The 12,813-nt window shown below is 63.4% G+C and carries 13 protein-coding genes; 6 read left to right on the top strand and 7 right to left on the bottom strand.

Annotated features, from left to right (window positions below):
- Positions 1 to 44 precede the first annotated feature (44 nt).
- The 5 genes from ACX82Z_RS15030 (at position 45) to ACX82Z_RS15010 (ending at position 4,455) form a co-directional block, all read left to right on the top strand.
- On the top strand, positions 45 to 1,025 hold the full coding sequence (locus tag ACX82Z_RS15030; protein ID WP_459589883.1) for a TRAP transporter substrate-binding protein: 981 nt from the start codon (positions 45 to 47) through the stop codon (positions 1,023 to 1,025).
- Positions 1,026 to 1,104: 79 nt separating this feature from the next.
- Entirely contained in the window at positions 1,105 to 1,710 is a 606-nt protein-coding gene (locus ACX82Z_RS15025) for a TRAP transporter small permease (RefSeq protein ID WP_459589882.1), read from the top strand.
- Positions 1,710 to 3,014, top strand: coding sequence for a TRAP transporter large permease (locus ACX82Z_RS15020; protein WP_459589881.1), 1,305 nt, complete (start codon positions 1,710 to 1,712; stop codon positions 3,012 to 3,014). Before ACX82Z_RS15025 ends, ACX82Z_RS15020 begins: the two co-directional genes overlap by 1 nt.
- On the top strand, positions 2,984 to 3,526 hold the full coding sequence (locus tag ACX82Z_RS15015) for a winged helix DNA-binding protein (protein ID WP_459589879.1): 543 nt from the start codon (positions 2,984 to 2,986) through the stop codon (positions 3,524 to 3,526). Before ACX82Z_RS15020 ends, ACX82Z_RS15015 begins: the two co-directional genes overlap by 31 nt.
- Complete coding sequence (locus tag ACX82Z_RS15010; RefSeq protein WP_459589878.1) at positions 3,526 to 4,455, top strand: hypothetical protein; 930 nt, start codon at positions 3,526 to 3,528, stop codon at positions 4,453 to 4,455. Before ACX82Z_RS15015 ends, ACX82Z_RS15010 begins: the two co-directional genes overlap by 1 nt.
- A 4-nt stretch (positions 4,456 to 4,459) precedes the next feature.
- Here the strand turns inward: ACX82Z_RS15010 and ACX82Z_RS15005 are convergent, their stop codons facing one another.
- The 7 genes from ACX82Z_RS15005 to ACX82Z_RS14975 all read right to left on the bottom strand — a co-directional run bounded on the left by ACX82Z_RS15005 (position 4,460) and on the right by ACX82Z_RS14975 (position 11,820).
- Positions 4,460 to 5,401: an ABC transporter permease gene (locus tag ACX82Z_RS15005; protein WP_459589877.1), complete on the bottom strand. Its 942-nt coding sequence runs from the start codon at positions 5,399 to 5,401 to the stop codon at positions 4,460 to 4,462.
- Positions 5,401 to 6,450: an ABC transporter permease gene (locus tag ACX82Z_RS15000; protein ID WP_459589876.1), complete on the bottom strand. Its 1,050-nt coding sequence runs from the start codon at positions 6,448 to 6,450 to the stop codon at positions 5,401 to 5,403. The genes ACX82Z_RS15005 and ACX82Z_RS15000 overlap by 1 nt, the downstream gene beginning before the upstream one ends.
- Positions 6,447 to 7,982 carry an ABC transporter ATP-binding protein gene (locus ACX82Z_RS14995; protein ID WP_459589875.1) on the bottom strand — a complete coding sequence of 512 codons (1,536 nt, stop codon included), beginning with the start codon at positions 7,980 to 7,982 and terminating at the stop codon, positions 6,447 to 6,449. The genes ACX82Z_RS15000 and ACX82Z_RS14995 overlap by 4 nt, the downstream gene beginning before the upstream one ends.
- Before the next feature lies 1 nt (position 7,983).
- Complete coding sequence (locus ACX82Z_RS14990; protein WP_459589874.1) at positions 7,984 to 9,018, bottom strand: BMP family protein; 1,035 nt, start codon at positions 9,016 to 9,018, stop codon at positions 7,984 to 7,986.
- Between the two features lie 138 nt (positions 9,019 to 9,156).
- Entirely contained in the window at positions 9,157 to 10,224 is a 1,068-nt protein-coding gene (locus ACX82Z_RS14985; RefSeq protein ID WP_459589873.1) for an AI-2E family transporter, read from the bottom strand.
- An 87-nt stretch (positions 10,225 to 10,311) separates the two neighbouring features.
- Positions 10,312 to 10,728 carry a hypothetical protein gene (locus ACX82Z_RS14980; RefSeq protein WP_459589872.1) on the bottom strand — a complete coding sequence of 139 codons (417 nt, stop codon included), beginning with the start codon at positions 10,726 to 10,728 and terminating at the stop codon, positions 10,312 to 10,314.
- Positions 10,729 to 10,812: 84 nt separating this feature from the next.
- Positions 10,813 to 11,820 carry a GlxA family transcriptional regulator gene (locus ACX82Z_RS14975; RefSeq protein ID WP_459911811.1) on the bottom strand — a complete coding sequence of 336 codons (1,008 nt, stop codon included), beginning with the start codon at positions 11,818 to 11,820 and terminating at the stop codon, positions 10,813 to 10,815.
- A 74-nt stretch (positions 11,821 to 11,894) separates the two neighbouring features.
- Here ACX82Z_RS14975 and ACX82Z_RS14970 point away from each other — a divergent pair, with 74 nt between their 5' ends.
- On the top strand, positions 11,895 to 12,812 hold the full coding sequence (locus tag ACX82Z_RS14970; RefSeq protein ID WP_459589871.1) for a beta-keto acid cleavage family enzyme: 918 nt from the start codon (positions 11,895 to 11,897) through the stop codon (positions 12,810 to 12,812).
- Position 12,813: the final 1 nt, after the last annotated feature.

Raw genomic sequence — 12,813 nt, 5'->3', positions numbered from 1 at the left:
GACCGACCAAATCAGGTTCGCAACCGACAGAGGGAAATTTGACGATGACGCATTTCGCACGCGCCGGTCTGCTTGGCTCCACGCTCGCCGCGCTGACCACCGCATCCGCCTTCGCCCAGACAAGCTGGGACATGCCGACGCCTTATGCAGACGGCATCTTCCACACGCAGAACATCATCCAGTTCGCGGACGAAGTGCGCGAGGCGACCGGTGGCAGCCTCGATATTACGGTTCATTCGGCCAATTCGCTTTTCGGCCATGCCGAGATCAAGGATTCGGTGCAGGACGGTATCGTCCCGATCGGCGAGTTCCTGTTGTCGCGCCTTGCCAACGAGGACCCGATCTTCGCGCTCGATTCGATTCCCTTCCTCGCTGCATCCTACGAGCAGTCCGAAAAGCTGTGGGAAGTCTCGCGCGAAGCCGTTTCGGCAAAGCTCGCCGAAGAGGGCATGACGGTTCTTTACGCCGTGCCGTGGCCGGGCCAGAGCCTTTACCTGCGCCAGGAAATCACCGATCCTGCGCAGTTTCAGGGGCTGAATTTCCGCGCCTATAACGTGGCGACCGAGCGCCTTGCCGCGCTTTTGGGCGCTACGCCGACGCAGGTCGAGGAAACCGACATCCCGACCGCCTTTTCGACCGGTCGCGTCGAAGCCATGATCACCTCGCCCTCGACCGGCGCGAACGCCAAGGCTTGGGACTTCACGTCCAACTACATCGACACGCAGGCCTGGCTTCCCAAAAACATCGTCGTGGTCAATACGGATGCCTTCGAAGGGCTGAGCGAAGAAGAACAGACGGCGGTTCTCGAAGCGGCTGCTGCCGCCGAAACGCGCGGCTGGCAGATGTCGCGCGAAGAAACCGACGCCAAGATTGCCGAGCTCGAGGCTGGTGGCATGCAGGTTTCGCAGCCTTCCGAAGCGCTCGCCGCAAAGCTTCAGGAAATCGGCGATACGATGACGCAGGAATGGCTCGATCAGGCCGGTCCCGAAGGCGAAGCCGTCATTGAGGCCTATCGCGCCGAGTAATCGCGAAAGCGGGTCGGACGCCGGGGTGGTTTTACGCCGGCGTCGCCCGAACGGTCCGGGCGCATGGTGACATCGAGCCATGACGGCCGGAACCAGTTTTCCGCTTTCCAAGGACAAGCACATGCGCAAGGCTCTCGACGCCCTTTACAGCGCCGCGCTTTTCGTCGCCTGCCTCTCTATGGTGCTCATCGCCAGCCTGGTCTTCATTCAGGTTTTGGCCCGCATCGTCGACAGGGTAGCCGTGACGTTAGGTATGGCGCGCTTCGGTTTCATCATTCCCTCGCTTGCCGAAATCGGCGGCTTTCTGTTCGTTGCCTCCGCGTTTCTGGCGCTGCCGGCAGCTTTGCGCGCGGCGGGCCACGTGCGCGTCACGCTGGTGTTGCGCTTCCTGAGCGAGCGCGGCGACCGCATCGCGACGGCTTTCGTGCTGCTCGTCGCCTTCGGCCTGACGCTCTTCGCCACCTGGGCGATCGGCGGGCAGACATTGGCGTCCTATCAGCGCGGCTCCGTCTCCTACGGCCTCATTGCAATCGCACTATGGATTCCGCAGGCGGTGATGACGAGCGGCCTTGCCATTCTCGCCGTCGCGCTTGCCGATGAACTCGTCACGTTGCTGCGCGGCGGAGAGGCGGCCTTCCGCCTTGCCGAGCGCAATCGCGAAATCGGCGAAGGAGGGGGGCACTGATGGATATCGCGATGATCTCCGTTCTTCTCGTCGTCGTTCTTTTCGGCTTTCTCCTGTCGGGTCTTTGGGTCGGCTTTTCGCTGATGGCCGTCGGCCTCGTTGCCATCGAGCTTGCGACCTCCGCGCCTGCCGCCTCTGTCTTTGCGCGCCGCGTCTGGGGCTCGATGAACTCGTGGGATTTGACAGCCCTGCCGATGTTCATCTGGATGGGCGAAATCCTGTTCAGGTCGAAGCTGTCGTCGAACATGTTCGAGGGCCTTGCGCCGTTCACCCGGCGGCTTCCCGGTCGGCTCCTGCATGTCAACGTGTTCGGCTGTGCACTCTTCGCCGCCGTCTCCGGTTCGTCCGCCGCCACGACGGCGACGGTTGGGCGCATGGCGCTGCCCGAACTGAAAAAGCGCGGCTACGACCCTCGCATGGCCATCGGCACGCTCGCCGGTTCGGGTACGTTCGGCTTCCTCATCCCGCCGTCGATCATCATGATCGTCTATGGCGCGGCGACCGAGCAGTCGATTGCCCGCCTGTTTCTGGCGGGCGTCGTTCCCGGCCTCATGCTGGGCGCGATGTTCTCGGCCTATGTCATGATCTGGGCGGCGATGAACCGCGAGCGCATGCCCGCGCTCGAGCCGAAATCGAGCTGGGGCGAAAAAGGCCGGGCGCTCTTGCTTTTGACGCCTACGGTGCTCCTCATCGTCGCCGTCATCGGCTCCATCTATGGCGGGTTGGCTTCGCCCACGGAGGCCGCAGTCGTCGGCGTCGCTGGCGCTCTCGCGATTGCGTGGTTCACGGGCGGACTCGACTGGCCGGGCTTCCTGACCTCCCTGCGCGGCGCGGCAATCACGTCCTGCATGATCGCCTTCATCCTCGCAGGCGCTTCGTTCCTGACGGTCGCGATGGGCTTTACCGGCATTCCGCGCGCCCTTGCATCGTGGATCGGCGACATGGGGCTTTCGCACTATGCCCTGCTTGCTGCGCTTTTGGTGTTCTTCATCGTCATCGGCTGCTTCCTCGACGGTATCTCCATCGTGGTGCTGACGACATCGGTCATCCTGCCGATGGTGATGGCGGCAGGCATCGATCCGATCTGGTTCGGCATCTTCCTCGTCCTCGTGGTCGAGATGAGCCAGATCACGCCACCGGTCGGCTTCAACCTGTTCGTCATTCAGTCGATAACGGGACGCGGCATCTTCGAGATCGCGCTCTACGCGCTGCCGTTCTTCTTCATTCTCGTGCTGGCGACGGCCATCCTGACGGTTTTCCCGGAGATTGCGCTATGGCTTCCAGGTACGATGATGAGCAACTGACGCGGGCGCTGGTCGGGCCGGTCGTCTCGTCGGCCCACCTCGCAAAATCCAGCCTTCCGGCCTTGTCGGAGCTGGAATTTGCGATGACGATGGCAAGCCATGCCTTTCAGCGCTGGATCGTCCGCTGTACCACGGCGGCGGGCGGGCCGGCGCTCTCGCCGCTCGAGGTGCTGATCGTCCATCTGGTGAACCATCGCGAACGGGCGAAGACGCTTGCCGACATCTGCCTCGTCCTCAATATCGAGGATACGCATCTGGCAAATTACGCCATCAAGAAGCTGGTCGAACACCAGCTGGTGGAAGTAGGCCGCAAGGGCAAGGAAAAGACCGTCGCCATCACCGAGGCCGGCACGAAACTGTGCCTGCGCTACCGTGAAATCCGCGAGGCGCTCGTCGTCGACGCAGCGCGCCAGCTTGGTCATGACCCCGAGGAGATTTCGCGGCTCGCGGGCCTCCTGCGCGCTTTGTCGGGCGCTTACGATCAGGCGGCGCGCGGCGCGGCGTCCCTGTAATGGCGGTTCTCGAATGGATCGCACGCAACGGCCGCGTGATGCTCATTGCGGGGCTTGTCGCCGGCATCGCGCTTCCCGGCCTCGCGGTCGTGCTGCGCCCATGGATCGCGCCGATGATCGTCGCTCTCCTGTTTCTGGCCGTCTTGCGGCTCGGGCCTGACGGGCTCGTCGCCGGATTCAAAGGCATTCATCGCGCAATCGGACTGGCGCTGCTGTTCCAGCTTGCCTTGCCGCTTGCGGCTGCGGGCATCTTCACGCTCGCCGGTATTCTGGCCCATCCGCTCGCCATGGGCGTCGTGCTGGTACTGGCGGCTGCACCCATCACCGGCAGTCCCAACATCACGGCGATGGCCGGCGGCGACCCCGCGCCTTCGCTGCGCCAACTCGTGCTCGGCACGGCGATCCTGCCACTGACGGTCGTGCCGGTCTTTCTCGTCATGCCCGCCTTCGGCAATGCGGGCGACGTCGCGGGCGCGGCGGGATTTCTTCTTTTCCTGATCACCATTGCCGGGGGCATCGCGATCGCGCTTCGCCTGTCGGGCATCGTGAAGGGGACGCAACGTTCGATCGCCGCGATGGACGGCATCGCCGCGCTGCTTCTCGGCCTCGTCGTCATCGGCATGATGTCGGCGATAGGACCGGCATTCACCGCTGATCCCGGCGGTCTTGCCGCAGCGCTCGCCGTCGTCTTCGCGCTCAATATGGGGCTGCAGCTTTCCGTTAGCGTTATTGCCGCGCGGCGCAATCCGTCGGCCGCGCCCGCTATCGGCATTGCCGCGGGAAACCGGAACGTCGCGCTTTTCCTGAGCGTCTTGCCGGTTCAGACGGCTGACATGCTCTTGTTGTTCATCGGCTGCTTCCAGATACCGATGTATCTGACGCCCATTGTCCTGGCGCGATGGTACAAGGGCTTGGCCGGCAGGGCGTGAGCCGTCAGCGTTCGCCCTTTTGATAGGGCACCATCAGCGCCTTGGGGTAGCTCGCCCGCCGCGACATGATGACGAGCGCAAGGATCGACAGAACGTAAGGCATCATCAAAAAGACCTGATAGGGCATGATGCCGCCGGCCACCTGTTGCAGCCGGATCTGGTAAGCGTCGAAGGCGGCGAAGAAGATCGCGCCCAAGAGCGCCTTGCCCGGCCGCCATGAGCCGAAGACGACGAGCGCGATGCAGATCCAGCCGCGTCCGTTGACCATCTCGAAGAAGAAGGAATTGAAGGCTGACATGGTCAAAAACGCGCCGCCGACCGCCATCAGGGCGGAGCCGACCATGACTGCACCCATGCGGATCGCGGTGACGGACATGCCTTGTGCTTCCACCGCCGCCGGGTTTTCGCCCGCCGCGCGCACGGCAAGGCCGAGCGGGGTGCGATAGAGCACCCAGGCGACGACCGCGACGGTGACGAACGCCAGATAGGTCAGCGGCGTCTGGTTGAAGAGCGCAGGACCGAGGATCGGGATATCTGACAGATACGGCACCGCGTAAGCGCGGAACGGCTCGATGCGCGGCGGCGAGGGGACCTGTGGCAGCACCACGCGATAGGTGAAATAGGTCAGGCTCGTCGCCAGAAGCGTGATGCCGATGCCGACGACGTGTTGCGACAGTCCGAGCGGCACCGTCAGCGTGCCGTGGAGGAGGCCGAACATCGCGCCAGCGAGCGCCGCGATCGCGACGCCCATCCATAGATCGCCGCCGGCATAGACCGTGACCCAGCCGGCGAACGCGCCGGCCACCATGATTCCCTCGATGCCCAGATTGAGGACGCCCGCGCGTTCGCAGATGAGTTCGCCCATCGTGGCGAAGATCAGCGGCGAGGCGATCCGGATGGCGGCGACCCAGAACGAGGCGGTGAAGAGAATTTCGAAAGCGTCCATCAGCGCCACCTCACACGATAGCGCGACAGCATGATCGCGGTCACCATTGTCAAAAGGGAGGTCGCGACCATCACGTCTGCGATGTAGCTCGGCACGCCGGCCGAGCGGCTCATCGCGTCAGCCCCGACGAAAATGCCTGCGACGAAGATCGCGGCGGCGACAACGCCGAGCGGATTGAGCATGGCGAGCATGGCGACGACGATGCCCGTGTAGCCGAAGCCCGGCGACAGATCGAGCGTCAGGTTTCCCTTGAGACCGGCGACTTCGGAAAAGCCCGCCAGTGCCGCGAGCCCTCCGGAAATCAGTGCGGTCTTCATCAGAACGCCGTTGACGGGGATGCCCGCGAAGCGCGCCGCCTGCGGATTGTGGCCGACCGCGCGCATCTCGTAGCCGAGCGTTGTCTTCTTCATGATGAACCAGATCGCGAAAGCGGCGACGAGCGCGATGACGAAGCCGTAGTGCAGGCGCCGTCCCTGAAAGATGCGCGGCAGGCGTGCGTCTGCGGCGACCATCTGCGACTGCGGCCAGCCAAGGCCCATCGGGTCTTTCAGGGCGCCTTCAAGAAGCATCGAAACGAAGAGAAGCACGATGAAGTTCAGGAGAAGCGTCGTCACCACCTCGTCGACGCCGAACCGCGTCTTGAGGATGGCGGGGCCGAGCAGCAAAAGGCCGCCCGCGATCATCACGGCGATCATGATGATCGGGATCAGGATCGGTGCGGGAAGTGGCAGCGCGCCGGTGCCTAGAACGATTGTGACCACTCCGCCGATATAAAGCTGCGCTTCCGCGCCGATGTTCCAGAGTTTGGCGCGGAACGCGACGGCGACGGCAAGACCGGTGAAGATCAAAGGCGTTGCGCGCGTCAGCGTTTCGAGGAGCGCGAATTGAGAGCCGGCGGCTCCTTTCGCCACCAGCGCGAAGACGGGCAAAGGCGATGCGCCTGCCGCCAGAACCAGAAGCGACGTGACGAGGAGCGTCACCAAAACCGCTCCGACCGGATAAAGGACGAGCGTCGCCATCGACGGCTTTGGTTTGGCTTCGAGCCTCAAGCGGCTTTCTCCAAGCCGTGACCGGCCATCAGTTCGCCGAGTTCGGCCAGGCTTCGTTCGCCGCGCGCGAAGGCCGGCGTCAGGTGGCCTTTCGAGATGACGTGGATGTTGTCGGAAAGCCGCAGCACCTCGTCGAGGTCTTCGGAGATCAGCAGTACCGCCGCGCCGCGATCGCGCGCCTCGATCAGGCGTTCATGCACGTAGGAAACCGCGCCGATATCGAGACCGCGCGTCGGCTGGTTGGCGAGGATGATGGCGGGTTCGGGATCGAGCGCGCGTCCCAGGATCAGCTTTTGCATGTTGCCGCCGGACAGGAGCCTGATCCGCGTTTCGGGCGAGGGGCATTTCACGTCGTAGTCGCGCACAAGCTTTTCGGCGAAAGCGCGCGCGGCACCCCAGTCGACGAGGCCGCGCCGGCTGAAAGCGGGATCGCGGTAACGCTCGGAAATCACGTTTTCCATGACGTTCATATCGGCGATGGAGCCGACCGCGTGGCGGTCTTCGGGAATGCGCGCGATGCCGTGCGCGAGCGCAGCACGCGGCGACCAGTCGCCGATTTCGCCGTCCGATATCCGCATCTTGCCTGCGGACGGCGCGATCATGCCGGAGAGAAGATCGGCAAGCGCGCCTTGCCCGTTGCCCGACACGCCGGCAAGCCCGGTGATGACACCGGAGCGCAGAGCCAGCGAAACATCCGCGAGCCGCGTTCCCTCGCCATTGGTGGAAACGCCGGTAAGTTCCAGAAGCACTGGGCCGGGAGTGCGTGGCTCGGCGTGCGGCAGTTCGATCTCGCGGCCCACCATCAGCGCGGCGAGTTCCTGACGTGTCGTCTCTTTCGTCACCCGCTCGCCCGCGACCTTGCCACCGCGCAGCACCACGACACGGTCGGAAGCGGCCATCACCTCGTTCAGCTTGTGCGAGATGAAGATGATCGACAGTCCCTTGGCGACGAGCAGTTTCAGCGTGGCGAAAAGCGCCTCGGTTTCGCCCGGCGTCAGAACGGCGGTCGGCTCGTCGAGGATCAGGACGCGTGCTTCACGGTAGAGCGCCTTGAGGATTTCCACACGCTGGCGCTCGCCCACAGCCAGCGCCGAAACGGGTTTGTCCGGATCGACCGCAAGGCCAAAATCGCGCGCGAGTTCGGATATGCGTGCGCGTGCGCTTTTCCTGTCGAAGCGCCACGACCACGCGCTTTGCGTGCCGAGCGCGATATTGTCGAGCACGGTCATGTTGTCGGCCAACGTGAAGTGCTGATGCACCATGCCGATGCCCGCGTCGAGCGCGGCGCGCGGATCGCCCGGCGGCAACGCCTTTCCGAACGCAACGACCTCACCCTCGTCGGCCACATAGTGACCGAACAGGATGTTCATCAGCGTTGTCTTGCCGGCACCGTTTTCGCCCAGAAGCGCGACGACTTCGCCGCGCTTCTGGGCGAGGTCGATGGCGTCGTTGGCGACGAGCGCCCCGAACCGTTTCGTGATGCCGGACAGGCGCAGCGCCAGCTGCGCCTCGTCCGATTGTGCGTCGTTCATGTCAGCTCGAGGTCGGCTCGCTGTCGTCGATCTCGACGGTGTAGGAGCCGTCCTTGATCGCCGCTTCGCGCTCGGTGACGAGCGCCTTGATCTCGGCCGGGACCTTGTCCTCGAACGTGCCGAGCGGGGCAAGCGAGCATCCGCCTTCCTTCATGAAGGAGTAGACGCCGTAATCGGCGGCCGTGAAGGTGCCGGCCCGCACTTCCTCGATGGCTTTGTCGAGCGTCGGCTCGAAGTGCCAAAGCGCCGAGGCGACGACCGTTTCGGGATAGTCTTCCTGCGTGTCGATGACGTTGCCGATGGCGAGGATACTGCGTTCCTGCGCCGCGTCGGAAACGCCGAAGCGCTCGGCATAGAGCACGTCCGCACCCGCATCGATTTGCGCGAAGGCGGTTTCCTTGGCTTTCGGCGGATCGAACCAGGAGCCGATGAAGGCGACCTGGAACTTCACATCCGGCTTGGTTTCGCGCGCGCCGGCCATGAAGGCGTGCATCAGCCGGTTGACCTCGGGGATCGGATAACCGCCAACCATGCCGATATTGCCGGTTTCACTCATCGCGCCGGCAATCAGGCCGGTGAGATAGGACGCGTCCTGAATGTAATTGTCGAACGGCGCGAAATTCGGCACCGCCGGATCTTCCTTGAGGCTCGATCCCATAAGGAACGAGACGTCGGGATAGTCCGCTGCGACCTGGCGCGCGGCCTGCTCGACGCCGAACACCTCGCCGAGGATCAGCTGGTTTCCGGTCTCGCAATATTCGCGCATGACGCGCTCATAATCCGAGTTGGAGACGTTTTCGGAATAGACATATTCGATGTCGCCGCGTTCCATTGCCGCCAGCGCGGCAAGATGGATGCGGCTGACCCATTGCTGCTCGGTCGGCACCGTATAGACGGCGGCGACTTTCAGCGGCTCTTGCGCGATGGCGCGGAGCGGCAGCCCCAGCGCGGCGGCAGCGGCGGTGAAGCCAATGCCCTGAACGATCTGGCGGCGGTTGGGACGGAAACCTTGATTGGCAGTTCTAGAGACAGTCATGTGTCGACCTCTGGCAGGCAGCGTTAATCGGCTGTATCCCGTCTTTTTAGGCGACGCTATTCCAGAAAGATGTGCTCCACAACTGGCTATGCAATCGTTATGCCGGTTACGCGGCGAAAGCTGTTGAAGCGCCGAAATTCACGATCGGATTTCGTGCCGCCGGTCGTCCGTGAAAAGCGACCATACGGCGATGAAGAGCGCCGCGATCAGCGGCCCGACGACGAACCCGTTCAATCCGAAAAGCGCGATCCCGCCGAGCGTCGATACCAGCACGACGTAATCGGGCATGCGCGTTCCCGCTCCGACGAGCGGAGGGCGCAGCAGATTGTCGATCAGGCCGATGACAAAGGTGCCTATGAGGATCAGGAGAATGCCATTCAGATAATCGCCCGAGATGATGAGGAACGCCGCGACCGGCCCCCAGACGATAAACGACCCGACAGCCGGCAACAGAGACAGGATGGCCATCAGCACACCCCATAGCAGCGCCGCCGGTATGCCCATGAACCAGAAGGTGACGCCTCCAATGGCGCCTTGAAGCGCCGCGATGATGACGTTGCCCTTGACGGTCGCTTTCACGACCGAGCTGAATTTTTCCAGGATGTAATCGGTATGATGCTGCGTGAGCGGGCTTGCTGTACGGATTTTCGCGGCGAGGGTTGCGCCGTCCCTGAACAGGAAGAACAGCACATAGAGCATGATGCCGAGGCTGATGAAGAGCTGTGCCGTTCCCTGGCCGATGGAGACCAGTCGCGCTGCGATGAACTGCGCCGTTTCGCCGAGAAACGACGTCAGGCGATCCTGTATGTCTGCAATGCTGCCGAGGTTGAACTGCGCCAGCGCGTCCAGAATGAATTGCGGCATCGCGTCGTGGACCTGCGCCATGGCCGCTTCCGCGTCGAACTCGCTCGACGTCACGCGGTCGTAAAGGCCGGTTGCCTGCTGCGCGACCGATGACAGGATCAGCACGCCGGGAATGACGACGATGCAGATGCACGAAAGCAGGCTGATGCCGGCGGCCAGTCCCTTTCGCCCGCCAAGTGCGCGCTCGAGCCGCCGCTGAAGCGGGTTGAACAGGATCGCCAGGATGACCGCCCACAGGACGGCACCGTAGAAGGGCAAAAGGAGCCAGACGAATGCTGCGGTCACCACCAAAATGACGACGATGAAGCTCAGATCTTCTATCGACGGCTTCGATATGGGCAAGGCGATGTCTCCGCTCGACTGATGGCGAGGACTGTAATGGCAAGCCATACGCCGTCAACCTGAAGTCAGGGTTTCGGGATCGAAGGCTTATGTGCCGCCGCGTTTGCGACCGCGAGGCGGCTGAAGCGGTCGAATGCCCGTATCGGTGTCGGTCGTCTGTCCAAGCCACTCCCGCATGAGACCCATGGCGCCGTCGGCATGTGCCGTCCGTTCGCCGACGATGCAGTTTTCCTGATCGAGTGCCGCCCGGACCGCATCGATCCTGTACTGCGCCGTTCCCTCTTCGATCGCCAGAAGGGCAGCTTCCGCCGCCGCGTTCGTCAGCATCCGGGCAATCATCTTCTTGACGAGGGTCGCCTGCTGGCCGGTCGATGGCCGACGCGAATGTGCGCCGGCAGGGCTTGGCCAGCGCACATACATGCCGACAACTTCTTCACCCGAAGCCGACACTGGCTTGAGAGCGTAGGTAAGTCCGGTGGGCGTGATCTGAAGCGCGATATCCATGCGCCAGAACTGGCTGTTCCGCGGCTGCGATCAACGCCCGACTTCGCAACATCGTTAATACCCACAGGTCACGATCGCCATCCGTCAAGCGGATCGGGTCGGCGGTCGCCGGGTCTGTCGCCTCACTGCGGCCGGCGACATCGCGAACGTTCGGGCAAAGGCGCGCGAGAATACGGCCGGGCTCGAAAAGCCGGTACGAGCGGCGATATCCGCCATTTTCTCGCTGGTATCGAGCACAAGGCGATGGGCGGCGTTGAGGCGCAATCTCAGATAATAGGCGCCCGGACTTTCGCCGATCGCCCGGCTGAACAGAAGCTCCAGCGTTCGCGGCGCGACGTTAACTTTACGGGCAATCTCACTGGCAGACAGCGGCCGGTCGATGTGCGATTCCATGAGTCGGATGGCCCCGACGATCCTTCGGTCGTAGACATCGAGTTGCCCGAGCGAGACGAGCGGCTGCGCATCGGTTGGCGCGCGCGCCTGATCGTAAACGAAGACACTGGCGACATCGAGCGCGACCGCCATGCCGAGCCGGGTCGCCACGAGATGCAGCATCAGATCGAAGCCGGGCGACGCACCGCCCGCTGTTACGACCTTGCCGTCGATCACGTAGCGGTCGGGGCGTACGTCGATTTCAGGAAAGGCGGTCGCGAAATCCTCAAGGTCTTCCCAGTGGGTTGTGGCCGAGCGGCAGTCGAGCAGACCGGCGCGGGCGAGTACCCAGGTGCCGGCCTCGATGCCGGCGACGGCGCGCGCCACGCCTGCGGCGCGTTTGAAAGCGGCGATATCCGTTGCGGCAAGCGCTGAGCGGGAGCCGAAGCCGCCGATGATGACGAGAAGATCGCCCGCATCCGAAGCGTCGAAACGTTCGGCGGTGAAGACCGGTAACCCGCTGGTCGTCAGGGGCGGTTTGCCGTCGAGCGATACGATCTTCCAGTCGAAGGCGACGCGCCCGCATATGCGGTTGGCCGCGCGCAGCGGATCGATCGTGGAGGCAACGCACATCAGCGAACATCCCGACAGAACGAGAAACGTCACGCGCAACGTCGCTGTCTCGGATTTAAAGATTGAAAGATTTTCGGTTTTCATCAACATGAATGCGTAAAGCGCAAAGCAATGGCTGACAAGCGGCGCATACTCTCTCCAACGAAATACGGGAGAGCTATATGCCTTTGGAAATGAACCGCGAGGTTTTTATCACCTGCGCCGTGACGGGTTCGGGCGCGACGCAGGACCGCAGCCCGCACGTTCCCCGCTCGCCCAAGCAGATCGCTGATTCCGCGATCGAGGCGGCGAAGGCGGGCGCGGCGATCGTTCACTGCCATGTGCGCGATCCCGAAACGGGCAAGCCGCGCCGCGATATCGCGCTCTACCGCGAAGTGACCGAGCGCATCCGAGATGCGGACGTCGATGTCGTCTTGAATCTGACCGCCGGCATGGGCGGCGACATGGTGTTCGGCTCGACCGAAAAGCCGCTACCTTTGAACGAGGCGGGAACGGACATGGCGGGCGCCGCCGAGCGCGTCGAGCATGTGCGCCAATGCCTGCCGGAGCTGTGCACGCTCGATTGCGGCACGATGAATTTCGCCGAGGCCGACTATGTGATGACCAACACGCCCGGCATGCTGCGCGCCATGGGCGGGATGATGACCGGGATGGGTGTGAAGCCGGAGGTCGAGGCGTTCGACACCGGCCATCTGTGGTTCGCGAAGGAACTGGTGAAGGAAGGTGTGCTCGCTCCTGACGCGCTCGTTCAGCTTTGTATGGGCGTGCCATGGGGCGCACCGGACGATCTCAATACCTTCATGGCCATGGTCAACAATGTGCCGAAGGACTGGAACTGGTCCGCCTTCGCGCTTGGCCGCAACCAGATGGCCTATGTCGCGGCGACCGTTCTGGCGGGCGGCAATGTGCGCGTCGGGCTGGAGGACAATCTGTGGCTCGGCAAGGGCGAACTCGCCACCAACGCGCAACTCGTCGAGCGCGCCGTGACGATCGTCGAGAACATGGGAGCGCGCGTCATCGGGCCGGACGAGGTACGCAAACGCCTCAATTTGACGAAACGCGCGCCGGTCGCAGCGTGAG

This window comes from Aliihoeflea sp. PC F10.4 (assembly GCF_054612275.1).
The sequence above is the reverse complement of the archived record's forward strand: the minus strand, read 5'-3'. Positions and strand labels throughout refer to the sequence as shown.